The organism is Thalassoglobus sp. JC818 (assembly GCF_040717535.1).
Classification (GTDB): Bacteria; Planctomycetota; Planctomycetia; order Planctomycetales; family Planctomycetaceae; genus Thalassoglobus.
In genome coordinates this window covers 531,826-558,006 of the sequence record NZ_JBFEFI010000002.1, presented here as the reverse complement: position 1 = coordinate 558,006, position 26,181 = coordinate 531,826, and the positions used below count along the sequence as shown (strand labels likewise).

Sequence of the window (26,181 nt, the reverse complement as noted above, 5' to 3'; positions counted from 1 at the left end):
GCACCTGCTGTTCAGATGCATTCACCAACAGACACACTTCTCGAACCTTAAGAACTTCCGGAAGAATCAATACTCGTTCTCAGCTCCATCTCCTCCACCGGAGAAGACTTTCACATCAGACTTGATGACCTGCCGAATCGTTCTTTCGTCGCGTTCCTGAACCAGCTTTGCCACCGCATCATCCAGCGACATAAAGCCAAGGTCGCCCTCTATCCTGTCTCGCACCGACACTCCGCCCTTCTCTTTGTCTTTCGGGCCAACGATCAACATGTACGGGACTAAATCCAACTGGGCGTCGCGGATCTTCTTTTTGACATTCGCTGATTGCCGATCGATCGAGGTTCGAAATCCCGCCTGACGGAATCTCTGTTGGACTTCCTCGCAGAACGGAAGCATCTCGTCGTTCAGATTGAGAATGCGGATCTGCTCCGGTGCCAGCCACAGCGGAAACGCTGCTGCAAAGTGTTCAATCAACATCCCGACAAATCGTTCCATCGACCCGAACGGAGCACGGTGAATCATGACCGGACGGTGTGTCTGATTGTCGGAGCCAACGTATTCGAGCTTAAAGCGTTCAGGAAGATTGTAGTCCAGTTGAACGGTTCCAAGTTGCCATTCACGACCGATTGCATCGCTGACCATGAAGTCTGCTTTCGGTCCATAAAAGGCCGCTTCGCCCGCACACTCTGTGAACTCCAAACCTGACTCCTGGAGGACCTTTCGAAGTGTGCCTTCAGCACGGTCCCACAGGTCTTCTGATCCGACGTACTTATCCGAATCCGGATCGCGGAGCGACAGTTGGACGCGGTAGTTCTCTAACCCGACACTCGCCAGCACGAACTTCACGAGATCGAGTGTTTCCTTGAACTCCTGCTCGACCTGTTCCGGAGTACAGAAGAGATGGGCATCGTCCTGAGTCAGCCCGCGCACGCGTAGCATTCCGTTCAGTTCGCCAGATTGCTCGTGACGGTAAACGGTTCCAAACTCAGCAAGCCGAACGGGCAAGTCTCGGTACGAACGAGGTTGCGCCTGATACATCTGCACATGGTGCGGGCAGTTCATCGGCTTCAGAAGATATCGTTCCTGCTGCTTTTCCCATTTGCTGAGATAGGCGAGTTTCTCTTCATTCGCACCGGCTTTGGGAAAGTCTTCGAAGGGACATCCAATGTCCTTTGCTGCTTCCAGAAAGTCTTTCTCTACCTTCTCATCGATTTCATTCGCTGTCAGACACTGCTTCCAGTAGTCGACGAGCTGACCTGCGGGATGACCGAAGATCGGCGCGAACTGCGAGTCCCGGTAATACGGGAAGTGGCCGCTCGTTTCGTAAAGCTCCGCTCGACCAATGTGCGGCGAATAGACGGGTTGATACCCCCGCTTCAGAAGCTCCTGCTTGATGAAGTCTTCAAGCAACGCGCGAACAGTCGCCCCTTTCGGCAACCACAAACACAACCCTGAACCGACTTCCGGTGAAATCGAAAACAGACCATGCTGCTTGCCGAGCACTCGATGATCGCGACGCTTCGCTTCATCGACCTGTTCGAGATAAGCCTTCATGTCTTTCTTGTCGAAGAAGGCCGTCCCGTACAAACGTTGAAGACGCTTGTTCTTCGAATCGCCCTTCCAATAGGAACCGGCGACACTGACAAGCTTGAAAGCTTTGATCCGCCCCGCATCCGGGACATGTGGTCCGCGGCAGAGATCGACGAACTCACCCTGTCGATAGAAGCTTAAGGTTCCATGATCCGCCAAGCCTGTCTGAATGTGCTCAGCCTTCAATTCCTGATTGAGTCCAGTCACCAATTCCACCGCTTCGTCGCGATCGAGATGAAAACGCTCGAACGGTTCCGAGTCTTTAATGATCGACTGCATCTCGGCTTCGATCCGAGGAAAGTCTTCCTCGCTGATCGGAGTCTCCAAGTCGAAATCGTAGTAGAAGCCGTTGCCTGTGGTCGGCCCGAATGCCAAACCGACTCCGTCGAACAATCTCATCACTGCCCGTGCCATCACATGAGCACAGGAATGTCGCAGGACGCCGACAGCTTCTGAGTCCCGAGTCGTCAACAATTTCAGCGGAATCGGATCTGCGTCGCTGACTTCGGTTAAGGGTCGGTTCGCATCAACAATGACACCGTCAATTTCGGCAGCAACTGTTGCGTTCGCGAGGCGTTCGCCAATCCCGCGAGCGACATCCAGAGCTGAAGAACCGTCTGCGATGTCTTGAATTGTCCCGTCGGGAAGCTGAATTCTTGGCATGGATCATTTCCATGTTGAGAAGCCGCTTGAAGCGACTTCGTCGTTCTCAAATCAAAATGGCCACCGATACGAGGGGTGGCGGAAAGCACTTTGATTCTGTGTGCGCGTTCTAGGGAAGTGTCGCGACCTCGTCAACCGGGAGCAATTGACTGAACCCCAGATTCCGCGCAGCCCCCGCCCATCGGCCAATTTCACGGATTCTCAGGACTCTGCTCAGAAGTCACCTCTCACTGAATCCAAAATTGGCTCGGGCGAATGGACCAACCGCTCTGACTTGAGGAAATGACTTTGTCATTCCTCGAATGATCAAACCATTGCAGAAACCACTCGCCCGACCAGACGATGTTCGACACGGAGATTACTTCTTCGATTCCGCATGTTGCGCAGCACTGCGACCTCGGGCAGCTTCGACTTCCTGGCTCTGTCCCCAAAGATAGAAAACGAAGCCGAGCACGATGCCAGCGATCGTGGCAGACAGAACCGCTGCAGCACTTGTCGTGAACGTCGAATTCTCAGCAGCTGCTTGCGTCGTCAATACGAGTCCAATCACGCTGATCGCCAAACCCAACGCATCGGCCAGAATTTCTTTCAGGCTGAAGCCCATGTGAGCCAGAACGACAAGTTTGCCAAGGACAAGTTGCAGCGCGAAGGAAACGACTCCGGTCGCCATCAGAGCGAAGGCCAGCCAGTGAAATGCTGGAAACGAGAGTGCTTCAGCAACTGCGTAGATTGGCTTGAGAACGCCCGCTGAGAACTCCTTCGCTCGTTCATCTTCGTCAATTTTTTCAGACAGTTCGGCAACTGTTTCTTTCGCTCGATCGAGAGTCTTATCAACGAATTCGTCTTTTGCCGGTTCAACAGGTTGCTCTCCGGGAACGGATTCCGTTGTCGGTGCTTCATCTGGAGTCGTTTCGGCGGAGTCCGTTCCTGCAGGCAACACTTCATCTTGAGCGGACACCATGGTCGCTGTCAGTACACTTAAAGCGATCGCCGCTACGAACATCGTCTGAATTCTCATTACAATACCCTTCCCAGATGAAATAAAGTCCCTGTGACATGAAACGGAAATCGAACGGACGCCAATACTGGCAGTTCTTCACGTATCATTCGTGAGATTCAAGCAAATATTGTGCGAAATGGCGGGGAAGCTGACCGACTCTGCCCAATTCGTTTCCGTCGATCTTTCATGCTTCCTCCGTAATCCGTCGTTCAACCTCACCCGTGACAAGAAATCCCGATGTCTTCCGAATCCATATCTTCTCATCATCCCTCGGTCACGACAATCGTCGGCTTGGGAGGGAATCTCGGGAATGTCGCGGAAACCTTCGACCTCGCTTTGAAACATCTCGATGAGCATCGCGAAGTCAGTCTCGTCCAAACGAGCCCTCTCTACACGACGACTCCCGTCGGATCGAATGCGGGATCGGGATACGTCAACGCAGCGGCCACGATCGAGACGACACTCGCACCGGAAGAATTTCTGAGCGTCCTGCAAGAGACCGAGACGCTTTGCCACCGCAAAAGAGATGTTCGCTGGGGGCCACGCACTCTTGACCTCGATCTGATCGCGTACGGGGATCAATGTATCTCGACGGAACGTCTCATCGTTCCCCATCCAGCCTGTTTTTACCGACGGTTCGTTCTCGATCCCGTCATCGACATCGCTCCCGACTGGCGACATCCCATCATCGGCCTGACTGCTCGAGAACTTCATCTCAGACTGAAACCTCGACCTCTGAAAATCGGAATATCGTGCGACCCCGCCGTCATCGAATCACTCGATCAGTTCATCGACGACGAAGTCGTCGAACTCGTCGCTGCGGATGATCCAAACGCAGTAGTCATACTGGCGAGTGCTGAGTACTGGGTCGACTCACAGACAACGGTCTTGATCGAAACGGAAACCGAAGGAGAGAAGCAGATTGCCAAAATCCTCGAACAGGTCGGTCACGACGAAAGAGAGAGTCGAATCGGGCAGCAGGTTCACTTCATTCTTCAAATCCTCGTCGCCGTCACGGATTCACCGACGAAGATTCCTTGATGCCCCTACTCTAAAGTCGTGAGATTAGGGGGGACTCTTGCAAGGCTGAACAGGAAATTGGAAGATAATTTCGGAGCGGAAACCGTCTTCGGTAGAGACGCTCCGGGAAGAGTGACGGAACGCTGCAAATCAAGACTCCAATGTACGAAAGGACTTCGTGATGTCATTGCCTCGTCAACTGAACCTGAACGGGCTGGTTCTTGCAATCTGTGCGATGGGTATCGCCGTCGGTTGGACATATGCCCAGCGGGCTGGCGGAAGTGTTTCACCTGAGAACCTCCTTCCATACCAATCGATCATCTTCGCCCGCTCGAACGGGTCAGCACTCACGAGCGAAAGTTTCAAGCAAACCGCTTGTTACAAAGCGTTCTTCGAATCCGGTCTGATGAACAAGATCGAAGAAGCGTTTGATTCCCTGCCCGGGAGCATCCCCAACGAAGAGCAAATCGACGAGGCCATTGCTCACATTGAAGAGAACGGCTTCTCACTCGGAATCACGGTTGGGCCGACAATGCAACCCTGGGGAGTTGTCGTGGTTCACGACTGGGCAGAAGGAGCTTCCATTCTCTCCCAGTTCATCGAAATGATCCCGGAGGCGGATCTCGATTTCCAGCAGGTCGAACAGCGTGGACGATCGATCACGATGGCCATGATTCCTGACACTCCTGTCGAACTGGGATGGTGGGAAGAACAGGGACACCTGATGTTCGCTATCGGCCTTGATGCGATTCGATCGGCAATTGCCGTCGCTGACGGCGAACAGCCAAACATTCTGGAAAATCCGCTCTACGAGAAATACGTCACGTCCGACCAGGACTTTACTAGTACATCACTTGGCTGGTTCGACTTCGAACCTCTTCGTGAGATGTTCGGTCGCATGCCAATTCCATTGCCAAATCAGCAACTGACCATCAATGAAATTCTCGAAATCCTCGGGCTCGACAACTTCGACCACGCGGTCGCCAACAGCGGCTACAAAGGTGAAGCAATGTGGAGTGAACAGCATGTCGAGATTTCTGGAGAACCATCAGGGCTGATGAAGCTTCTGATGCAAAAGCCTTTCACGCTTCAAGACCTTCCACCGATTCCAGTCGGTCAAACCAGCCTGGTCGCTGCCAGCTTTGACCTCGCCGATGCCTACGACACCGCCTGGATGATGATCGACAAAGTTGCTGAGATCGCTCCTCCGGGGGAAATGGATTCCTTCTACGAGGACTATGCCGATCTTCAACAAGAACTCGGCTTCGAGATTCGAGATCTCCTGGCTGCCATCGGCAACATTCACTGTCTGTATTCAGACGCGAACCAAGGACTGTTCGGACTTGGCGGAGCAGTCCTGATGAGTGTCAACGATGCTCCACAGCTGCGAGAGAACCTGAAAAAGTTGGCCGACAGAGCAGCGATCGAATCTCGCGGAAAATTCTCGACCGTCGACGTCGAAAAACGCGGGCGAACGCTGACGATTCTCAGATTCCACGAAGCCCCTTTCCTGACACCATCGTTCTGCATTGAGGACGAATGGGTCGCGATCGGCCTTGTCCCGCAAGCTGTGGAATCGTTCCTGATGCGTCTCGATGGTGACCTTCCCAGCTGGTCTCCTTCCGCCGAACAAGCTTCCGCACTGGCCGAAGTTCCAACCGAAATCACATCACTCAGCATCATCGACCCGCGCGACACCTATCGGTTGATCATGGGCTTTGCTCCGATGCTTGTCGGTGTCGCGGAATTAGGGATTCGAGAGTCGGGAGCCTTCGACCCCGATTTTCAGCTCCCAATTTCGCCAGCAGATATTCCTCCCAGCGAGACGTTGCTCGAAGCTCTCTTCCCGAACGTGACCGTCACCACGGTTAACGAGACCGGCTGGCAGGGCTACGTCCGCGAATCCATGCCCGGAATCCCATTCCTTGGCGGCGGAAACGCAGGGACAACAGTGGCGACTTCTGCTGTGCTGGTGGCACTCCTCCTTCCAGCAGTTCAACAGGCCCGCGAAGCAGCCAGACGAACTCAGTCGAGGAACAATCTGAGACAGATTGGTCTGGGAATGCACAACTATCACGACACCCATGGCGGCTTCCCACAAGGGACCATTCCAAACGAAGATCTTAAAGTCGAAGAACGCCTCAGCTGGCTGGTTTCGATTCTGCCCTTCGTTGATCAATTTGGCCTGTACGATGACTTCGATCTCGAATCGAAATGGAACTCTGAAGAGAACGAATTCCTTGTCGACATCCCGATCCAAGTCTATGTGATGCCCGGTGAGGAAGGCTGGCAAGACGGCTACGGCACGACATCCTACGTCGGCATGGCGGGAGTCGGAGAAGATGGCCCCAATCTTCCGGTAAACAGCCCACGAGCTGGTATTTTCGCCTACAACCGACAGACTCGGATTCGTGACATTCACGACGGAACCTCAAACACGATCGCTGTCGGTGAAACGACTAAAGCGGAACCTTGGGCAGCGGGCGGCCAACCGACGATTCGCCCCTTGGACCGCCAGCCGTATATCAACGGAGGAAATGGATTCGGAAGCCACTTCAACGGCGGAGCCCAATTCCTCTTCGCAGACGGATCTGTGCGATTCATCAGCGAAAACATCGATCCTGATGTCATGGAAGCGCTCTCAACGATTCGCGGCGGCGAAGTCGTCGGCGATTTTTAGGACACGTCCTGAAACCGGTTTGACCCGACTGTACTCGCCGTGAAACAATTCGATTCGTAAATTTGAGGATCACTTCTCGATCGTTTTTCGATAAGGTTTTCGCAGACTCAGACGAGCAAACCGAACGACTTTTTCAATCACTTCCAAGGCTCTGACACCGTGTCAGAGCCTTGTTTTCACTCACGGAACTGAATCTGACCCCGATGAAATTTCACAGTAAGACGCTTCCCAACGGCCTGCAGATCATTGCTGAAATCAATCCCGATGCACAAAGCGCAGCGATTGGTTTTCTCGTCAAAACCGGGGCGCGAGATGAACAGATCGCAGACTCCGGCGTCAGCCATTTTCTGGAACACATGGCTTTCAAAGGTGATTCGCAGTATTCCGCCGAAGATGTCAATCGCATCTTTGACGAAGTCGGAGCAAGCTACAACGCGTCCACCAGCGAAGAACTGACCTTCTACTACGCTGCGATCCTGCCAGAGTACCTCGATCGCACATTTGATCTCCTCGCACGTCTCATGCGGCCCAGCCTGCGAGAAGAAGACTTCGATATGGAGAAGCAGGTTATCCTCGAAGAGATCGGGATGTACGAAGATCTTCCCGGATTCGCTGTCTATGATCAGTCGATGTCATCTCATTTTTCGGGACACCCGCTCGGACAAAGCATTCTCGGTTCCAGTGAGAGCATCACCAATCTCACTGTCGAGCAAATGCGAAACTATCACGAACAGCGATACGGAGCCGCCAATTTGATTCTGGCAGCGACCGGCAATCTCGACTGGACGCAATTTACAAGCCTCGTCGATCAGTACTGCCGGGACTGGCAATCGGGAACGCCCGGACGGACCGTTGTCGAAGCCAAGCCGGAAACGCAGGTCCAGTGGATTCCTAAACCCGGAATGAATCAAGAGCATGTCATGCAGATGTCCCCTGCCCCGCCGGCGGACAGCAACATGCGATTCGCTGCGGAGATCATCTCGACAATTGTCGGGGATGAGTCTTCAGGAAGACTGTACTGGGATCTGGTCGAAACCGGTTTGGCAGAGACAGCTGAACTCTCCTACAACGACTACGACGGAAGCGGAGCCTGGGCGATTTATCTCTGCTGTGAACCGGATCAGACTCGATCGAATCTCGACCGCATTCTCCAGACGATCACAGACATCAACGAGCACGGTCCAACTCCAGACGAACTCGAGCAGGCCCGCAACAAAGTCGCCTCCCGGATTGTTCTTTCGAGTGAACGTCCAATGGGACGACTGGTTTCCCTCGGCGGAAACTGGCTCTATCGGGGCGTCTACAGAAGTGTGACAGACGACCTGAAAGACATTCAGGAGCTCACGCTCGAAGACGTTCGGGAACTTCTCAACCGGTACCCAATCGGTCAAGTGACAACCGTTGGTCTCGGTCCCGTCGAGAGTTGATCGACCGACACGATTCACATGCGGTGGAATTTAGGCAATCCGAAACGACAGCGGATTAATGATCGCCGCGGGTGATTCGAACGACTTCTTCAAGAGTTGTCACTCCGTCGATCATTCGTTGATAGCCGGATTGCCGAAGCGTCAGCATTCCGTGCTTCAAGCCGTATTCGCGGACCACGCCCGCACTTGCCTGTTCGATGCAGAGTTGTTTGATCTTTGAGTCGTTCTTCAACAACTCATAAACTCCGCTTCGACCTGTGAACCCGATATCTCGACAGTCGCGGCACCCCACCGGTTCGTAGAGTGTTTCGATATCGGGTTTCGGGAAGTCTTCGGGCAACATGCTCGGATCGGGTTTCACCGGTCGTTTACAACGAGCACAGAGTTTACGAACAAGCCGCTGGGCCAGAATTCCTTCCACAGTACTCGCCACGAGATACGGTTCGACGCCCATATCGACGAGTCGAGTAAACGAACTTGGAGCATCATTCGTGTGCAGCGTGCTGAACACCAGGTGACCCGTCAGAGAGGCTTGAATCGCACTGGTGGCAGTTTCACCGTCTCGAATTTCCCCGATCAGCACCACATCAGGGTCGTGTCGCAAAATACTTCGCAGCCCGGCGGCAAAAGTTAAGCCGATCTTGCTATGCACCTGAATCTGGCTGATCCCCGGGAGCTGATATTCAACCGGGTCTTCAACTGTAATGATCTTCGTGCTGGGACTTTTGATCTCATTCAACGCACTGTAGAGCGTCGTCGTTTTTCCGCTTCCCGTTGGCCCGGTCACCAGAATAATCCCGTGCGGGAGCGAAATCAGTTCATGAAACTGATTGTAAACGTTCTCGGGCATCCCCACGCCACGCAGATTGAAGACCATGCGTTCCTTATCAAGCAAACGCAAGACCACGCCTTCACCGTGGAGCATCGGAATGATCGAAACACGAACGTCGATTTCACGGCCTTGGACCCGGACGTTGATTCGACCGTCCTGAGGGAGCCGCTTCTCTGCGATGTTCAGCCGCGACATGATTTTCAGACGCGTCACGATCGCCGATGCGAAGTGATTAATCTCTGGCGGAACAGGCTCGATTCGCAACATGCCGTCGACGCGAAAGCGGATCGTGAGCCCGCCTTCATGCGGTTCGAGATGGACATCACTCGCCCTCTGCTCCAAAGCTTCAATGAGCAATTCGTTCACGAGCCGAATGACCGAAGGAGCTTGTGCGGATTCCGCCAACTCCCCCATGCCTTCGGGAATCTCGTCGAGGAGATCCACCTCAGACTCGTTTCGTTGCGCGACCATCTGATTGATGGTGTCTCCGCCCACTCCGAGGTTGCGCTTGATCAACTCCAGAATTTCATCGCGACACGCCAGCACAGGTTCAATCCGGCACCGGCCCAGAGCGCTCAACTCGTCGATTGATTCCAGATTGAACGGATCACTGACGGCGACTTGAACATGCCCATTCTCGCGAGCCAGCGGCATCGCCTCATGACGAAAGATTGCTGTGGTCGGGAAGGAATTTAGAAGATCCCGGTCGACTGCGTACTCTTTCAAGTCCATGAACTCCATCCCGAGCTGATCGGCAAGGAGCTGCAGCGTTTCGTCTTCGCGGATGATCCCCATTTCGATCAGAACGCGATCGACCCGCCGTTTGGCGTCGTGGTCGTGCGCCATCTGCAGTTGCTGGTCCGTAACGAGACCTTGATCGACAAGTAGAGATCCGATGTTCATAGTGATTATCGTCGGGCAAACCGGGACGGGGGTCAAGAGGCACAATGATCAGTGGCATCGGCGGCACGAGGATTTCATGCTTCACGCCTCGCCAGTTGTTCGTCTTACCCTCCGTGTCAGAAATAAGTTTCCAGCGATTATCGCCCTCCGCGACCTCCGCTAGGTCGTCCACCCCGGCCAGAGTCTCCACCGCGATCACCACCGCCGCCACCGAAGAATGACGGACGGCCGCTGCTGCCACCACCAAACGAAGGACGTCCTCCACCGAACGGGGAACCACCGCCTCGTGATTCCATGAATGCTCGAATTCGATCTCGCTGTTCCTGCGTTGGTCCTGAGTCCGAAGATCCTGAGTTGGAACTCGAATCTGAACTGGAAGGTCTTCGCGATCCGGTGCTGCTCACATTTACGCGAGGCATGAGCGTTCCGAGAGCCGTTTGAACGACTGCCGAACTTGTATTCTGGAGTGGAACAACGCGAACCGTGCGGTTTGCCACGCGGGCCGATTCATCGATCGACTCGACGAGTGTTTTGACTTCCTGGAAGAGTGATTCATCCGCCCAGACAGCCAATTGATTAGTGTTCGTGTCAACACTGACAGCCATTTCTGGGACAGCTTCTTCTGCGTCTCGAGAGTCGCCACGACCTCCACCACTTCGTCCTCCACCGCCCATCATGGCAGCGAACGGATTGTTTCCGCCTCCCTGCTGTCGAGGTGGATCGATGTAGACCTTGTAGACGTCTTTCACAATCGTCATGACTTCCTGAGCATCAGCGTGTTCAACGGGGATCAGACGTGTGAGTTTATCCCGCATGCTGTCGGGCCATTCTGTTGCATCGAGGACCTGAAGCATCTCTTCAACTTCACGCACCTGTCCAGAAGGTCCAGACACAAACAACGCGTTCAGCCGAACATCGGGAATGATTCTGAGAGTCTGTCCCGCACTGGCGATGGAGCTCAGCCCGGTCATGTTCGCCAGACCTCCCCCAAGCGCGGAAACACTGTCCGTGATTCCGCCGAGCATGCCGGACGATGAGTACGAAGCACTGACACTGCTATAGGGCAGCAGTTCTTCGAGCATCATCGCAGTCTCAGTCGCGTCTGCTGACTGCAATGTGAAAACAGTCCAGGTTGTCCGAGGCGGAATGGCATTGATTGTCGATTCAAGCAAATCTTCAAGTTCATCGAGTGCTTCTGGATCGGAAGAATAGAGCAACAACTGATCACCGCTCACAGTGACGTTTACGTCAGCTGGCGGACGTGTGTTTGCCATTTCGGGACGCTGTGACGGAGTTTGAGGAGGAAATTGTTGAGCTGGTGATTCATTCGAACCAACGCCTGCGCTGCTCGGAGTTTCCTCACTTGATGATCCCGTGCTTGGGTTCGATCGATCCTCTTCCAGGTCTTGGGTCTCTTCATCGAGAGCATCGAGATAGCTGTCAAACAGGTCCAACAGCTCTTCGTCATACTGCTCCGATGCGTTCTGCTCAGCGGAACCTTCCGGAAGCTGCGCGACAATCAAATCTGACGACTCAGTCGTCGAAGGTTGTATTTCTTCGGGCTTCACTGGTTCTGTAAGTCGAACAGAATCCCGAGACTCTTCCTGATCGCGTGGTGAGGGTTGGCGAGCAGACGGAATGTCGTCTTGTCGTGATTCGCGAATCGGTTGTGCTTCGGAAGGAGTTCGAATGTCTCGAATCGATCGCTGCTGTGGATTGACGACACGAATTCTCGAATCTGTTCGTCGGTTCCACATCTGTTCGATCAACGGCAGAATCTCTTGTGGATCACGTCCGCTGAGAGAATAGGTTCGCACACGGTCGGTGCTTGAACGTTCTCGCGTGCCGGTTCCGTCTTCGCCAAGTTGCACAAGCAGATTCTTGACCTGCATCATCTGGTCCTGATCGCCACGAATCATCAGTTGACGACCGTAGACATCCGGCTCAATTGTCGGAGCGAATTCTCCATCTTTCAGGAACATTGCCCGAAGCGTTGCGGCAGCGGTCAGTGGGTCCATCTTGACGAGTGGATAGACAACCATTTGCTGCGAAGCGACACCGGTTCCGTCCATCTGGCGGATCAAGTTTTCGACCTGCTGATGTTGTTCCGGAGTGGCGACGATATGGATCTTGTCATTTCGTCCATCTTCGTTGACGACAACTCCGGGCACGAGCACATCAAGAGTCTTGACAACCTCTTGCGAATTGGCATTGTCGACGGTGTAAACTCGCAGGAATGGCTTGTTGCTCTCAAAGGAGAACTTGCTCGGATCTGCTGCATTATCGATCGTCCTCAGTGCTTCGTCGATCATCTGATGCTGACGGACAGTGGCGGTAATCATCAAAAGGTTTTGACGACCGTCGACTGCAATCGTAATCGGCCCATCTGTAGCGGGTCGCTGGGAACTGCTCCGTGAGCGTCCCTCGCTGATGTTCGTCACTCCCGTTGACAATCCCAAGACTCCTCTCAACAGCTGATCCGCTTCGGACGCAGCGATGTTGGTGATCTGATAGGACTTGAACGACATCGCATCCGGTCCGCCAGTTGCTGTGACGTCGTCCAGCATTTTGCGAATCCGAATCAGGTTGCTTCCGATGTCAGTAACGAGAACCGAATTCGTACTGGGGAGACCAACGACGGAACCCTGAGGCCCTTTGATCTCGTTGACTTCGGCAGCGATTTGATTGACATCGACACCTTCAAGCCGGAACAGAACTGTCAGCAGTTCGTTACGTCCTCGAGTGTCGAGTTCCTCAGGTGCCACGTTTGGAATCAGGTTGGGAGGAATCGTCCCATCGATATTTAAACAGACGAGGAAGTCGTCGCGGTAGACGAGAACATAACCCTTCGGCAAAAGGTATCCATTGAGAACATCGAGAGCTTCACGAGGAGTGTATTGCCCCTGATCGAAGTAATTGAACGTTCCGGGAGGAACGTCCATCAGGTCGAGAGATAACCCGGATTCCTGAGCGAACAGCTTGAGAACATCGACCCATGGAGCGTAGCGGAAGTTGAAGGAGAGGCGTGTTTCGCCTTGTCCTTCGCTCGAAGGTGAAGCTTCTGACGATGGAGACGCTTCCTCAGCACTGCCCCCTCCGAAAGATGCGACAGCGACAGCCCCTTCCGGTGCTTCTTCGATAATCGCTGGTCGTGATCGATACTGTGGAGTTTGAGGAGCCCCTCGCGAGAATGAAGGTCGACCGCCGCCTGCATCAGTCGGAGGAGGACCGAGTTTTTGTTCCCACTGCTTCTTCTGTTGATCGGTCAGAAGGTTCTGGACTTTCGATTCGAAGTCTTTCTGGAGTTTCTCACGATCTTCAGGAGACGCATTGAACCCAAGCTCGCGACGAGCGTCACGGTACTCGTCATTGAGTTGTTCCATCTGTTCTTTTTGAGCATCGGTGAAGTTGAGATCAGCTTGCACGTCATCCCGGCCGAGAGCTTGTGTTCCTTCGCGGTGCAGAACAATCTGATTCAATCGACTGATCTGATCCTCAGAGAGGACCTTTTTCATCTGCTCCTGTTGCTCTTCGCGGGCAGCTTCCATGGCTTGACGCATTTCGTCGCGAATTTTGTTGCGTTCATCTTCGGATTCTGCGTTTTGCATTCTTCCGAAGAGTTCGCCGAACTGCTCGCGGCCGCCACCGGACTCGGAAATTTCTTGAAGCTGTTGCAGCTGTTCGTCGGTCAGATTGATCTCAGCACGAGTCGCTTCGTTCTGAATTTCTCCGAAAACGCCTCCACGTCCCCCGGGACCACCACGTCCGGTTCGTCCACCGCCGGGACCTCCGAATCCGCCGCGACCGCCGCCAGGGCCTCCAAATCCACCACGACCACCGCCATCTGGGGCGCCAAAACCGCCACGATCACCACGTTCGCCTCGATCCCCACGACGGGACCCGTTTTCGTCCCGTCGATCACCATCATCCTGGGCGAGAACGTACTTGTCGACCTCAGCCACAAGCGAAAACGCGAGGACAAACATGACGAAGATTTTCGGGACGGAACTCATCAGACGCTCCAGATCGGGTCACTGAGCGAAGCAGATTGCTTCACTGAATCAATGACGCGAATATCTACTGAAAAATTTGGAAACTTCGAGAAAACCCTTCACTCCTTGAACGTGGATCTTCGTAAACACAATCATCTGAAACGGTTGTGTCCAACTTTTGCAGGCAACTGTGATCTCATCTCGTTCAATTTATATCAAAACGCCGCCGCTTCGCCCCATCCTGCTTTGTCGCATCCATCCAACGTTTGAAATCAGTTCTGGCTTGAGATGAACGCCAGCGACCGAATTCCAGGTTGAAAATCCTTCTATAGGAGTTTTGCTTGTTCACCGGACTACAAAGTTTCACCAGAGTTCTGAGAGTCATGCGGTCCGATTAAACATTTGCGGTGTTTCAATTGTTATGGTGAAATCCCTTCACCGAGTCTTTCAACCCCGTAGTTTCCATTTCGGACCGTGAACGATGCCGAAAACTCACAAATTACAGAAGTTCGGGATATTCCTGTTCTTAGGCTGCCTCGTCTCGATGTCGACCGAAGCACTCGCGCAACGCGGTGGCTCTCCCGACGGGATGTTCAGCCGACTGGACAGCAACGGGGATGGTCGAATCGATCAATCGGAAATCGGCCGATTGCCCGCTCCCTTTCGAGAACGCATGGAAAGCAGCGGTCTCGACTTCCGTCGGGGAGTTGACCAACAAAGCCTCATGAGAAGCTTCGAACAAGCTCGATCGTCTCGTGGAGACTCCGGCGGTGAGCGAGGCTTCGGAGGCGGCGATCGCAGTTTTGGCGGAGGTGATCGGGGTGGAGACCGAGGCAGTTTCAGAGGTCCTCCCCCAGGGTTTGGTGGAGACCGTGGCGGATTCCGTGGTCCACCTCCCGGAAGTGACCGAGGTGGCAGCGATTCCGACCGCGCCCGATACGAAGAATTCCAACGCCGTCGCGAAGAATACGAACGACGTCGACGGGAGAGCGAAGGCAGCAATGATCGAAGCCGAGATGACGACAGACGCCGTGAGGATGATCGCCGTCGTGATGACGATCGGCGCAGAGAGGATGACCGAAGTCGCGACGATGACCGTCGGGATTCACGAAGCCGAACCAGTTTCTCGATGCGGCCAAAGGAACGCGTGACGGTCGACCTTCCATCGAGCTTCACCGACGGAGACCTCGATCAGGACGGGCAGATTGGGCTCTACGAATGGAAGCAGTGGAAACGAGACGCGCTCTCGGAGTTCAACGCGTACGATCACAATCGAGACGGCTTTTTGACCCCGAAAGAACTTCAACGAGGTCCTGCTGATGTTGAGCAGATTCAAGTCATGACCCTCGCTGCGACTCAACAACGTCCAACCACAACAACATCTTCAGACTCTGCCGCAGCGACACCGCAAGCAAACACACAGCCCGTCTCGACACCAGTTCCTGATGTCGACATGGAGAGCGTGGAAGCTCGACGCGGCGCGAACACATTCCGACTGTTAGACCAGAATCGAAACGGGATGATTGATGCGGAAGAATGGGAGCGATCCAGCAAGCTGAAACCGCTATTCATCCAAGCAGGTATTGACATTAATCAACCCTTGGAACGAGAGTCATTCATCGCCTACTTCGTTCAAGTGAATGCCACATAAGCGGTTTTCCAGAACGACTTCGAAACGCATCCACTCAATATTCAACTTCAAGGGCTCGCCCATCCACCTGGCCGTTTGACTGAAGATCCCCCCACACGTCATCTTGGTGACGTGGTTGTCTTCGCCAACATGGCCGGATGGGTCGGGCGATTTTTGTCTCTCTGTTTCCGGATTTGTCTCCTGCCATGCCAGAATTTCAATACACCGCGAGAGAAATGTCGGGCCAGCAAGTCGACGGAATTCTGACTGCAGCCACAGAGAAAGAAGCGCTGGCTTCACTCGTCTCCCAGCAACTCTTCCCCATTCGCGTCGGGCTGGCAGATTCGAGTAAGAAAGCTGCCAAGCAAGTTGGAAGACGAGTCCCTCCGAAATACCTTTCGATCTTTTATTCACAGCTCGCGGACCTTTTGAAATCAGGTGTTCCGCTGTTGCGATCGCTGGAATTGCTCTCCAAACAATCGACGCACCCGGCATTGAAAGTTGTGCTTGCTGACGTGCGAGACAATGTTGCAGAGGGAAATCGACTGTACGACTCAATGAAAGCCCATCCCAAGGCATTTTCCCCACTGATGGTCAGTATGGTTCGCGCTGGCGAAGAGGGGGGTTTTCTCGAAGACGTCCTCAAGCGAATTGCTGCATTCACAGATCATCAGGAAGAACTCAAAGGCCGGGTCATTGGTGCGATGGTTTACCCGATCTTCCTGCTCGGCGTGGGTGGCATGGTCGTCACCGTCATGATGGTTTGGCTCGTTCCAAAGTTCGAACCGATTTTCGAGAACATGGCTCAGCGAGGTGAACTCCCCTGGGCAACAACTACTCTGCTTGCGATCAGTAGCTGGACTCAAAAGTACTGGGTGATTGCATTAATCGGCTTAGTTGTCGGAGGAATTCTCTTAGGGCAATGGCTCAAATCAGAGAACGGTCGGCGACAAGTCGATCAGTTTCGGCTGAAAGCGATTGGCTTGGGTGGAATCGTGCGAAGTTTGGCAATCGCCCGTTTTTGTCGCGTCCTTGGAACGCTGCTTCATAACGGAGTTCCCGTCCTGACATCGATGAATATTTCGAAGGACGCCACCGGAAATGTCATTCTGAGCGAAGCGATTGAATCCGCAGCCGACAACATTTCCGAGGGAAAATCGCTCGCTCGACCATTGGGGGCCAGTGGTCATTTCCCCGAACAGATCGTCGAGATGATTGCGGTCGGTGAAGAAGCCAACAACCTCGAGAATGTTCTCATCGACATTTCTGACAACCTTGAACGACAGACCGGGCGTCAGATTGAGATGCTGGTTCGACTCCTGGAACCGGTACTTCTGCTATTTCTGGCTGTGATCGTGCTTTTTGTCGTTGTCGCCCTATTGTTACCGATCCTTCAGAGCTCCAGCATTGTTTAAATCTGAGGTTCTTCGTTTTTCGAACTTTATTCGGCTGAAATTCAACGAAGAGCTGACCGTGTGACTTTTCACTGGAACCGTTCAGATCAAGTCAGCGTCGAAAAACGAGAGACTTCGGAAAACGAAAAAACGAGCCCCAGGAACCATTCGAGCCATCAATTTGAACCCAAAACCGCATACAATTCAGTGAGAGTTGATATCTCACCACAACAGCGTTCAAGCTCCAGCAGGATGCCAACAGATTCGTTGATCGTAAGCTTGAGCGAAGAAAGAAGATAACGTACCGAGAGCCTTGGGCCCCCGCGAACAAACGGACCGGGAAAAGCATCCTGCTCTCACCCCTTAAGCCCCACAAACATTAAATAATACCTTCGGCACTTGGTCCTGGATTGAGTGTCTCTTGTGATCATCCTGGAGGATTCCCCCATGCGTACCCACATCAAAAAAACACTCCTGAAGTCTCGTCAGCGTCGCTCCGGTTTTACGCTGCTCGAAGTTCTCATCGTGCTGGCGATCATTGGCGTGATCGCAGCGATGGCTGTTCCTCAGTTGCTTGGACAAGCCAACGTCGCCAACGAACGACAAACCCGGTCGGCAATCCTCAATCTGGAACAGGCTTCTGACCTTTACGCCGTGAACAATGGATTCGAGCCACCTACCGGTGGACAGGATGCCATTCAGATGATGATGACCAAAGATCAAGAGTCGGGAGCTGCTGCAGTCCTCGACAAACTTCCAGTCGATGCCTGGGGAGAACCGCTGTACTACGAATACCCCAACACCAAAGCAGAAACTGACCGCCCCGCAATCTGGTCGGCAGGCAAGAACCGTCAGAACGAAAACGGTTCCGGCGACGACATCAACAACTGGGATGAAATTGCTCGATGATTTGTTCGCTCAGGAAATCCATCTCTGCCCAAGCAAGATCGCAACATGAGGCCCCACGGTCAGCGTTCACACTTCTGGAACTGACTCTGGTACTCGTTGTGATCGTTGCACTCGCGGGGATGGCCTGGCCGCGAATCACGAGTTTCCTGCAAAGCGAGAGCTTGCTCGGCAACGTCGAGCAAGTTCGCCAAATGCTCGATCATGCTCGGGTCCAAGCTGTCGAAGACGGGATCACTTACCAGTTCCGGTTCGAACCGAACGGACGCAAATTCGTCCTGCTGCCTTACGATCTGCAAGTCAGCGAACAGCAATCCGGTACGTCATCCACCAGCACAGCACAATTATCTTCTACGGGCAGCCAGAATCGTCTTCCCAAGGTTCACGAACTCTCAGAGGACTGTTCGTTCTACCTGGAGAACTCTCTGAGCACAGGTGAAGTCACGCTGACGGAACGACTTCCTGACCCTTGGCTTGAGATGCTGGCCGATGGGGTGATTCATCGGGATGTCTCTTGGGCTCCTCCGATCATTTATTCACCAGATGGATCTGCAACGGATGGCAGCGTGACGATCATCGATGAAGATCGTCGCGTCATCACACTCTCAGTGAGAGGGCTTACCGGAACTGTTGTGACGTCTCGCCTCGCTGTCCTTCCGGAGACCTATGGTGCGATGCGTTAACTCGACATTCCTGAAACGAAATTCGCTCCGCGAACACAAGATCGCTTTGCTGCGTTCCGGAATTTCTCTGTTCGAGGTCGTTCTCGCACTCGCCATTTTTCTGGGTGCGACGGCGGTCATCACTCAGATCCTGAAGAATGGCAGCACCGCCGCGATTCGATCTCAACTTGTCTCCGAGGCAGTTCTTCGCTGCGAACGACGGCTAAACGAAGTCGCCTCCGGTGTTTTGCCAGCCCAGTCCGTCCAAGGTTCTCCGTTCGATGATGACCCTGACTGGTCCTGGACATTGAACGTCACCGAAACAGGGATCCCCTATCTGCTCGAACTCGAGATGATCGTCGAGCAAACCAATTCGCAGGGAGATATCGCTGCCTCCTATCGACTGAACCGGCTCTTGCGCGATCCACTCGTCTTTGAAGAAGCTGCGCTTGCTTCAGAGGAGGAATTATGAAACTCCTCCGACAATCAGTGCACAACGAATCACCTCGCGCTGGTTTCTCTCTGATCGAAGTGCTCATCGCACTGGCTCTCACGGTGTTGCTGCTCAGTGCAGTCTACTCCGCAGTCGGCCTGCATCTTCGGTTTCAGGTCGCGGGACGAGATCAGATTCATCGAGCCCAACTCATCCGAGCTCTTGTTCGAAAATTTGACAGCGACATTTCTGCCCTGGCGTTCACCATCGAAGAGGAAGAAACCGCTTCGACAGATACAGACGCATCGACATCGGAAGAATCAACCACCGACACCACGCTTGATTCGCTCAGCTCAGAATCGATCCCTCTTCCGTTCGGATTAGTTGGCACCTCTGAATATGTTCATTTATGCGTCAGCAAACCGATCCGAGAACTGACTTACGAGAGCCTTGCAACGGGAGTCACCGAGACTGGCAGAACGACCGATCTCGCGACAGTTACCTGGGGAACTGGTCCGATCGATCCCGCATTCCTGATCGATCCAACGCAGCCCGCACATCGCAATGAGGCGAATGACGCTCTCGAGCGCCGTCCACTGACTGGACTCGGACGACGCGTTCTGGATTTTTATGCATTTGATTCCGCGACAGACACTCTCACGGAATACGACATCCTCGCTCCCGAAATTACGGAAGTTCAATTCAGCTACTTCGACGGAATCGCCTGGGTCGACTCATGGGACAGCCGCACGCTGGGCTCTCTCCCTCGCGCCATTCTCGTCACCTACGGACTCTGGCAGACCCCAACAACAAGTTCGTCCTCCGGCCGCTCTTCTCAAGCAGAAGGGTCCGTCTTCCCGGTGGAACACCTGTTCCATATTCCCATGTCCATTCCGATCCTCGAATAGAGAACTAACAACGAAGCACTGCGAATTTCACTTCGCCAAACAGCAACACATTCAGAAACAAAATGATGAAAACACTCCACCAATTTGATCAGCGAGCCACGAATCGCGATGGAAGTGCGCTCATCGTTGTTCTGGTGGTCATCGTGATGCTCAGTTTGGGTGCGTACACGTTCTCTGAGTTAATGATCACGGAGTATCAGGCGGCCGACACTTACGGGCGGCAGGTGCGAGCTCAACTCTGGGCTGAATCCGGCGTCGAGTATGTCACAACGCTCCTCACTCCTGATGGCGGCGGCTTCGACAACAACCTGTATGACAACGCTGGGCTGTTCCATTTGGCGATGGACTCTGACGGTGGATTCGCCATCGTCGCGCCGCTGGAAAACTACAACTCCACAGCCGCAACCGGTCAGACAACAAGCTCGGGTCTTCGCTTCGGACTTGTGGATGAATGTGCCAAGTTGAACGTCAACGTTCTGGCAAAATTTGATCCGGAATCGGGCTTCGGTCGGGATCTGTTGCTCGGGCTTCCCAACATGACAGAGGATGTCGCCGACGCCATTCTCGACTGGATCGACGAAGACGACGAACCGCGTGAATTCGGTGCGGAATCCGACAGCTATACGCTCGTCATTCCTCGAAATGGTCCCATCAATTCGCTCGAAGAGTTACTTCTCGTGGTTGGTGTCGATCCGTTCTTGATGTATGGAGAAGATGGGAATCGAAACGGCGTTCTTGACCCGAATGAGGACGATGCCGACCAATCACTTCCTTACGACAATGCGGATGGAGTTCTCGATCTCGGTTGGTCCGCACATCTCACGGTCTCGAGCAAGGAAGGCAACTTTCGACACGCTTACGATCGCTTTGGTGAAGAACGCTTAAACGTCAACGAACCTCTTCTGACCGATCTCTACGATCTGCTTGAAGAGGAATACGGAACAGATATCGCAACGTTCATCACAGCTTATCGCCTCAAAGGACCTGCGTCGGCCTCAACACTCGAAGGAGAGCTGGACGACCTCGTGATGGAAGCAGTCGTTCCAGATGAAAACCCACTCATCGGATTCGGTGACTCGGAGTCGACGGGCGATCTTGCCACGGACCAGGCACTCGCTGATGCTGCCGAAGGAGTCGCGGATGCCCTCTTCTCTGGGGATGGCGGAGCTGTCACTCGGGGAGGAATGGATCTCTCCGAAGGTGCGAGTACTGAAATCAAATCTCTCTTCGAGTTAATCGATGCAGAAGTTGTTGTCGAAATCGAAGGCCAGGAGACAACTCTAAACAGCCCCTGGACGAGTGATCCCGGGTTATTACAGGAATCACTCCCGGAATTGATGGACTCGCTGACAGTCACAACTCAAAGCGAAATCATCGGTCGACTGAACATCAATCAAGCACGCCCGGAAGTTCTCATGGGAATTCCCGGCATTCCAGCAGATCTTCCCGGATTGATCGTCGCCACGAGAGAACGGCTCGCCAACGATTCCAGTCAGCTCGCCACCTCCGGTTGGTTGTTGACCCAAGGACTCGTCGACCTCGAAATGATGCGAATGCTCGACGGATTCATCACGACGCGCGGTGATGTCATGAGTATGCAAGTCATCGGTTACGCCGATCGTGGCGGTCCAGTCACACGGATTGAAGCGGTCGTCGATGCCACCCAGGAAATCCCTCAAGTGATCTCACAACGTGTCCTGACCGAACTGGGGCCAGGATACCGAAGAGACCAATTGCCGGCGTTCGGGCAGGATGCCAGTCCGTAGCGACATTACAGACTTTCCAGAGAACACTTACGGAGATTGACGCTCCTCAAACGGAGTCGAACAATTTCCGCTACCAACTGTTTTCATTGCCATCTGATTGCCAGACGTCAATTTGAGACCGAATTCCATGTCCACAAAACTAATCGTCGAATGGTCCCGCCATGCAGCAAGGTTTCTGCAGGCCGATACATCGGGACGTGTCTCTCACGTCGCGAAGTTTACGCATGACCAACTCAACGACATGACGACACCGGCGGACGAAATCGCCGAAGCACTGGCCTCCTGGATGAAGAGTTCCGGAGTCACCGCCGGACCGGCGATTCTGCTGCTGCCACGTGAATCTGTTGTGGCTCGTCTACTACAGCTGCCACAAGCTCCGCCGGAGGAAATTCCCGATCTGGTGCGATTTCAGGCAGCTGCCAAGTCAGCCATGCCGATCGACGATCTCGCTTTCGACTACCTGCCAGTCCACGGAGATTCGAATCACGACAGTCATGCTGTCTTGACGATCTCTTCCGAAAAGCGACAGCTCACGAGAATTCAGAACATTCTCCGAGCAATCGGAATCGACGTTGAACGAGTGACCGTTTCTCCACTGGCGATTGCGAATGTGGTCGATCGATTTTCGAATGCCAGCCTTGGCAGCGATGAGCCAGAAATGGTCATCTACCAGCGAGGTCTTGATCTTGAAATCTCGATCTTCGATCGACGTTCTCTCGTCTTCAGTCACAGCATCAGTCTGCCTGACACAGATCATCTGAAGCCACTTGAAAGTGCGCTGACGCGTTCGATTGTCGCACTCAACCAGACTCATCCGAACGTCTCCATCGATCGATGTTTTCTCGTCGGCAGCCACACTGACGACTCCATTCGCACATTCCTCGAACAACGTTTTCGCGGGAACGTGCAGCACGTTTCAATCGACGAAGCACACAGCCGAAGCCATGACGTTACCGGATTCGAACCGCTCATCGGAGCAGCCATTCCTCCGCCGGAACAGGATCTGTCGGTCGACTTGATTCATCCTCGAAAGAGAATCGAGAAACCCGACCGAAGCCGGCTCTACTGGACTGTCGGAGGAGTGCTGGCAGCTTCAGCCATGCTGTTGGGATACTTCGTGTTTCGCTCGCAGAAACTCAATCTCGAAGCAAGCATCGCAGAGATTGATTCGAAGATCTTCCAGATCAACAAGGTTCTTGACGCTGGCAAGCCGACGATTAACGCCTTCAAAAATGTCGACCTGTGGCAGCTTGGAGATGCTCCTCCAATCGACACCTGGAATGATTTGCGCAATTCGTTTCCCGGGACGGACCGAATCTACTTGAGTGAGCTGCGGTTCTCTCCACTGAGCGATCCCGCATTCAGCGGTCAGTTCAAAGGGATCGGATTCGCCAAGCAGCGATCGGATATCGAACAACTTGCGGACTCACTCGTTCGAAACGGCTTTGAGGTGATTCCGACAACTCCCCGGAACAGCGGAATCGATCCGGACTATCCGTTCACCTTTGATATGGACGTCAAACAAATTCGCGAGATCACATTGCCTCCTACCAAGGAAGAAGAGGCTGTCGAAACAGTGCAATCAAAAGACAGCGAGTCGAGCCCGTCGAAGTCCTGAAGGACGACAGCTCAATCGCACGCAAATATTTCATGACGTCACAGTCTCTCAACTGAGTTCATATCATGCAGCAGCGTGAAAAAATACTGGCAGGTCTCTTGGGCGGAGTCGTTCTCTTCTGGTTCGGCATGCCAATCTTCAAGAGCTATTTCGTCGAGCCACTCAATCAGCTGGAAGCTCAAGAGAGCGCCCGGATGCAAGAGTCTCGGACGAAAATGGCGCAACAGATCGAGCTCGCCAAGCAGGGAAAGATGCTCGAAGACTGGAAGCGAATCAGTCTGCCACCGAAGCCGACTGACGCCCACCGACTCTATCAGGACTGGCTCACAGACATCGCGCTGATGTCGGGATTTTCGAATCCCCGATTCACCCTAGAGAACCGGTCGCAAAAGGATGACACTTACGTACGCATCCCCGTGAAAATCGAAGCTGAAGCCACACTTCAGGAAGTCGCTCAATTTCTTGATCGCTTCGAATCGGTCGAACTCCTGCACAGAATTTCAAAGTGCGACATCACCAGCCCCGTTTCCGAAGGAAACCCCAAGCTGAAGGTCACTCTCACAGCGGAAGGTCTGTCCATTCAGTCAGCAGAAGATCGCAACGAACTCTTCCCGCAAGTCTCGTTGGAAGAACCGCTCGGAAAAGAAGAAACGCGGCTGACCCTGTTGAACACGCCCGAAGACTTTCCGAAAGAGGCTCCGTTTCGAATCCGGATTGGGGATGAGTTCTGTAACGTCACCGAGATGGTCGACAATGAGTGGACTTTGCAGCGAGGGGTCGCAAAGACGTTCGCAAACGATCACCCCGCCGGTTCGTCGGTAGAACTCTTCCCGATTTCATCGACAAAAGAGTCAGACCAGCGGGCTGTTCAGAACATGTGGAGTCAGTCTTTCTTTACGAAGCCGGCTCCTTCCGTCGAATACGAACCTCAACTCGCCGATCGCGAAACTCCTACAGCAATTCGAGGACGTAAGTTCGAACATCAACTCAAAGTCACCGGGTGGAACCCCGCCTTCGGACAACCTCGCTACACACTCATCAACGGCCCGGACGGACTGGACATTGACGAGCGATCCGGAACGATTACCTGGCCGGTCAGCACCTCTGTCGAAACTGGCGACCTGATGATCGAAGCTGCAGTTTGGGGATCTGCGAGCAAAGAGGCTGGCTTCACCGATACAGTCAACTTGAAAGTTCGGGACCCGAACGAGTCACCCGTAATCGATGGCCCGAAAAGCCTCACCTTCTACCTTGGCCGTGAATCGGTTGTTCCGGTTTCTGCACGCGATCCGGATGCCGACAGCAGCCTGTTGAGCTACTCCATCGCGAATGGCCCACAGGGAATGACCATCGATTCAAGAACTGGCACGATCCGTTGGAAGCCGCCGGAATCAATGGAAACGGAAGCTTCGACTGTTCAAGTGACCGTCACAGATGCAGACCCGGACGAAGAGCACCGCGCATCGACAACGGTCACCATCCCGATTTCCGTCGAAGAAGACTCAGCCAGATTCGCTTATCTCACTGCGAGTTTTACTCGATCAACCGGTGAAGATCAGGTGATGAAGGAAGCCTGGATCTTCGACCGCGCCACCAACACCCGCACCACTTTGCACGAAGGTGATCAATTCCGGATTTCTGATTTCGACATGACCGTCGCTGAAATCGGTCCGGACTACATTAAAGTCCGCAGAGATGGTGGGCTGTATCAACTCAACTTCGAACAGCCACTGGTGATGATGACGCAGCTCGCAGCTGCGGAGCGAGATTACAATCCCGTTCCAGTCGATGAATCGAATGCGCCGGAGTCTCCCGAACAACCTGCGACTTCAGAAGAAGCTGCAACGGAAACTGAATCAACGGACGAAGCTGAGGAGACCAGCGACGAGAAACCGGCCGACGATAAAGATTCTGTCAGCTAACAGCTCATAGATCCCCTACTGAACCTGAATTCTCCAATCACATCGCTATCAACGAATCATTTCATCGACGGTTCCCCGAGTGCAGAGAAACCCTCAGAATGATCTCGATGAGAACGGTTGGGAATTGATTCCCGGCGCATACGATCCGGAACACCTTGCACGGATTTCAGAATCTCTCGAGTGTATCATCAATCTTCAGGACTCCGCTGTTCGTCAAAGTGACGGGGCAGTCTACGCCGCCCGCAACGTCTTACAGCTTGTCCCAAACCTTCCCGAGCTTTGGCCTGTGCCAATCATCGTGCAGACCCTGAGAAACGTTCTCGGACCTCATTGCGGTTTGGTGAGGGCTCTCTATTTTGACAAACCGCCTCAGCAGACATGGGCACTTCCATGGCACAAAGATCTCCTCATTGCCATCACTTCTGGATGCCCTGAGGCGGAAAACTACTCACGCCCTCGACTTCGCGCAGGTGTGCTCCATACTGAGCCGCCACTTGAGGTGTTGCAGTCCATGCTGACCGTCAGAATTCATCTCGATCCAACGACGGAGTCGAACGGATGCCTGCGAGTCCTCTCGGGTTCGCATCATTCGGGAAAAGAGTTGATCATCGAAGGTTACCCGATGAAGTCCATTCATTCCCGTTCAGGTGATGCCCTCTTAATGCGCCCTTTGCTGGTTCACGCCAGTGGACGATCGAAGCCGGAGTGCAAAGAGCATCGGCGAGTTCTCCACTTGGAGTTTGCAGCCAATGAGCAACTCCCCGGAGGTGTTCGCTGGCACACTTTCCATCGTGTCGATTGAGCGAAGCCCTCACTCCGCAGCACACAGTGAATT

17 protein-coding genes are annotated in these 26,181 nt (G+C 53.7%); 13 read left to right on the top strand and 4 right to left on the bottom strand.

Going from position 1 to position 26,181, the window contains the following annotated elements:
- Nucleotides 1-66 precede the first annotated feature (66 nt).
- Both thrS and AB1L42_RS06595 read right to left on the bottom strand, forming a co-directional pair.
- Nucleotides 67-2,253: a threonine--tRNA ligase gene (gene thrS / locus AB1L42_RS06600; protein ID WP_367052665.1), complete on the bottom strand. Its 2,187-nt coding sequence runs from the start codon at nucleotides 2,251-2,253 to the stop codon at nucleotides 67-69.
- Between the two features lie 358 nt (nucleotides 2,254-2,611).
- Nucleotides 2,612-3,271 carry a hypothetical protein gene (locus tag AB1L42_RS06595; protein ID WP_367052662.1) on the bottom strand — a complete coding sequence of 220 codons (660 nt, stop codon included), beginning with the start codon at nucleotides 3,269-3,271 and terminating at the stop codon, nucleotides 2,612-2,614.
- A 219-nt stretch (nucleotides 3,272-3,490) separates the two neighbouring features.
- Here AB1L42_RS06595 and folK point away from each other — a divergent pair, with 219 nt between their 5' ends.
- The 3 genes from folK (at nucleotide 3,491) to AB1L42_RS06580 (ending at nucleotide 8,380) form a co-directional block, all read left to right on the top strand.
- The gene (gene folK / locus AB1L42_RS06590) at nucleotides 3,491-4,294 is read left to right on the top strand and encodes a 2-amino-4-hydroxy-6-hydroxymethyldihydropteridine diphosphokinase (RefSeq protein ID WP_367052659.1); all 804 of its coding nucleotides are present in this window, start codon (nucleotides 3,491-3,493) and stop codon (nucleotides 4,292-4,294) included.
- A gap of 160 nt (nucleotides 4,295-4,454) precedes the next feature.
- Nucleotides 4,455-6,953 carry a DUF1559 domain-containing protein gene (locus AB1L42_RS06585; RefSeq protein WP_367052657.1) on the top strand — a complete coding sequence of 833 codons (2,499 nt, stop codon included), beginning with the start codon at nucleotides 4,455-4,457 and terminating at the stop codon, nucleotides 6,951-6,953.
- 203 nt (nucleotides 6,954-7,156) lie between these two features.
- Nucleotides 7,157-8,380 carry a pitrilysin family protein gene (locus AB1L42_RS06580; protein ID WP_367052654.1) on the top strand — a complete coding sequence of 408 codons (1,224 nt, stop codon included), beginning with the start codon at nucleotides 7,157-7,159 and terminating at the stop codon, nucleotides 8,378-8,380.
- A gap of 55 nt (nucleotides 8,381-8,435) precedes the next feature.
- On the opposite strand, the gene AB1L42_RS06575 is transcribed toward AB1L42_RS06580, so the two are convergent.
- Nucleotides 8,436-10,115: an ATPase, T2SS/T4P/T4SS family gene (locus AB1L42_RS06575; RefSeq protein ID WP_367052651.1), complete on the bottom strand. Its 1,680-nt coding sequence runs from the start codon at nucleotides 10,113-10,115 to the stop codon at nucleotides 8,436-8,438.
- Nucleotides 10,116-10,252: 137 nt separating this feature from the next.
- The gene (locus tag AB1L42_RS06570; RefSeq protein ID WP_367052649.1) at nucleotides 10,253-14,128 is read right to left on the bottom strand and encodes a secretin N-terminal domain-containing protein; all 3,876 of its coding nucleotides are present in this window, start codon (nucleotides 14,126-14,128) and stop codon (nucleotides 10,253-10,255) included.
- A gap of 460 nt (nucleotides 14,129-14,588) precedes the next feature.
- Between AB1L42_RS06570 and AB1L42_RS06565 the strand changes: the two genes are divergently transcribed.
- From AB1L42_RS06565 to AB1L42_RS06520, 10 genes are all read left to right on the top strand, one after another.
- The gene (locus tag AB1L42_RS06565; RefSeq protein ID WP_367052647.1) at nucleotides 14,589-15,758 is read left to right on the top strand and encodes a hypothetical protein; all 1,170 of its coding nucleotides are present in this window, start codon (nucleotides 14,589-14,591) and stop codon (nucleotides 15,756-15,758) included.
- Nucleotides 15,759-15,943: 185 nt separating this feature from the next.
- Complete coding sequence (locus AB1L42_RS06560; RefSeq protein ID WP_367052644.1) at nucleotides 15,944-17,152, top strand: type II secretion system F family protein; 1,209 nt, start codon at nucleotides 15,944-15,946, stop codon at nucleotides 17,150-17,152.
- 426 nt (nucleotides 17,153-17,578) lie between these two features.
- Entirely contained in the window at nucleotides 17,579-18,040 is a 462-nt protein-coding gene (locus tag AB1L42_RS06555) for a type II secretion system protein GspG (protein ID WP_367052642.1), read from the top strand.
- Nucleotides 18,037-18,720 (top strand): hypothetical protein, encoded by a 684-nt coding sequence (locus AB1L42_RS06550; RefSeq protein ID WP_367052640.1) that lies wholly within the window; start codon nucleotides 18,037-18,039, stop codon nucleotides 18,718-18,720. Before AB1L42_RS06555 ends, AB1L42_RS06550 begins: the two co-directional genes overlap by 4 nt.
- A complete protein-coding gene (locus tag AB1L42_RS06545; protein WP_367052638.1) occupies nucleotides 18,704-19,171 on the top strand; it encodes a hypothetical protein in 468 nt (155 codons plus the stop codon). The genes AB1L42_RS06550 and AB1L42_RS06545 overlap by 17 nt, the downstream gene beginning before the upstream one ends.
- Complete coding sequence (locus AB1L42_RS06540) at nucleotides 19,168-20,040, top strand: prepilin-type N-terminal cleavage/methylation domain-containing protein (RefSeq protein WP_367052636.1); 873 nt, start codon at nucleotides 19,168-19,170, stop codon at nucleotides 20,038-20,040. Before AB1L42_RS06545 ends, AB1L42_RS06540 begins: the two co-directional genes overlap by 4 nt.
- A 62-nt stretch (nucleotides 20,041-20,102) precedes the next feature.
- On the top strand, nucleotides 20,103-21,806 hold the full coding sequence (locus AB1L42_RS06535) for a hypothetical protein (protein ID WP_367052634.1): 1,704 nt from the start codon (nucleotides 20,103-20,105) through the stop codon (nucleotides 21,804-21,806).
- Nucleotides 21,807-21,933: 127 nt separating this feature from the next.
- Nucleotides 21,934-23,424 carry a hypothetical protein gene (locus tag AB1L42_RS06530; RefSeq protein ID WP_367052632.1) on the top strand — a complete coding sequence of 497 codons (1,491 nt, stop codon included), beginning with the start codon at nucleotides 21,934-21,936 and terminating at the stop codon, nucleotides 23,422-23,424.
- Nucleotides 23,425-23,489: 65 nt separating this feature from the next.
- The gene (locus tag AB1L42_RS06525; RefSeq protein ID WP_367052630.1) at nucleotides 23,490-25,346 is read left to right on the top strand and encodes an Ig domain-containing protein; all 1,857 of its coding nucleotides are present in this window, start codon (nucleotides 23,490-23,492) and stop codon (nucleotides 25,344-25,346) included.
- Between the two features lie 79 nt (nucleotides 25,347-25,425).
- Nucleotides 25,426-26,148, top strand: coding sequence for a phytanoyl-CoA dioxygenase family protein (locus AB1L42_RS06520; RefSeq protein WP_367052628.1), 723 nt, complete (start codon nucleotides 25,426-25,428; stop codon nucleotides 26,146-26,148).
- Nucleotides 26,149-26,181 lie beyond the last annotated feature (33 nt).

Excerpts from the sequence above, each read along its gene's own strand:
- folK (WP_367052659.1), top strand. The coding sequence starts at position 3,491 with ATGTCTTCCGAATCCATATCTTCTCATCATCCCTCGGTCACGACAATC.
- AB1L42_RS06580 (WP_367052654.1), top strand. The coding sequence starts at position 7,157 with ATGAAATTTCACAGTAAGACGCTTCCCAACGGCCTGCAGATCATTGCT.
- AB1L42_RS06550 (WP_367052640.1), top strand. The coding sequence starts at position 18,037 with ATGATTTGTTCGCTCAGGAAATCCATCTCTGCCCAAGCAAGATCGCAA.
- AB1L42_RS06530 (WP_367052632.1), top strand. The coding sequence starts at position 21,934 with ATGTCCACAAAACTAATCGTCGAATGGTCCCGCCATGCAGCAAGGTTT.
- AB1L42_RS06545 (WP_367052638.1), top strand. The coding sequence starts at position 18,704 with ATGGTGCGATGCGTTAACTCGACATTCCTGAAACGAAATTCGCTCCGC.
- AB1L42_RS06560 (WP_367052644.1), top strand. The coding sequence starts at position 15,944 with ATGCCAGAATTTCAATACACCGCGAGAGAAATGTCGGGCCAGCAAGTC.
- AB1L42_RS06595 (WP_367052662.1), bottom strand. The coding sequence starts at position 3,271 with ATGAGAATTCAGACGATGTTCGTAGCGGCGATCGCTTTAAGTGTACTG.
- AB1L42_RS06555 (WP_367052642.1), top strand. The coding sequence starts at position 17,579 with ATGCGTACCCACATCAAAAAAACACTCCTGAAGTCTCGTCAGCGTCGC.
- AB1L42_RS06570 (WP_367052649.1), bottom strand. The coding sequence starts at position 14,128 with ATGAGTTCCGTCCCGAAAATCTTCGTCATGTTTGTCCTCGCGTTTTCG.
- thrS (WP_367052665.1), bottom strand. The coding sequence starts at position 2,253 with ATGCCAAGAATTCAGCTTCCCGACGGGACAATTCAAGACATCGCAGAC.
- AB1L42_RS06575 (WP_367052651.1), bottom strand. The coding sequence starts at position 10,115 with ATGAACATCGGATCTCTACTTGTCGATCAAGGTCTCGTTACGGACCAG.
- AB1L42_RS06535 (WP_367052634.1), top strand. The coding sequence starts at position 20,103 with ATGATGAAAACACTCCACCAATTTGATCAGCGAGCCACGAATCGCGAT.
- AB1L42_RS06565 (WP_367052647.1), top strand. The coding sequence starts at position 14,589 with ATGCCGAAAACTCACAAATTACAGAAGTTCGGGATATTCCTGTTCTTA.
- AB1L42_RS06585 (WP_367052657.1), top strand. The coding sequence starts at position 4,455 with ATGTCATTGCCTCGTCAACTGAACCTGAACGGGCTGGTTCTTGCAATC.
- AB1L42_RS06525 (WP_367052630.1), top strand. The coding sequence starts at position 23,490 with ATGCAGCAGCGTGAAAAAATACTGGCAGGTCTCTTGGGCGGAGTCGTT.
- AB1L42_RS06540 (WP_367052636.1), top strand. The coding sequence starts at position 19,168 with ATGAAACTCCTCCGACAATCAGTGCACAACGAATCACCTCGCGCTGGT.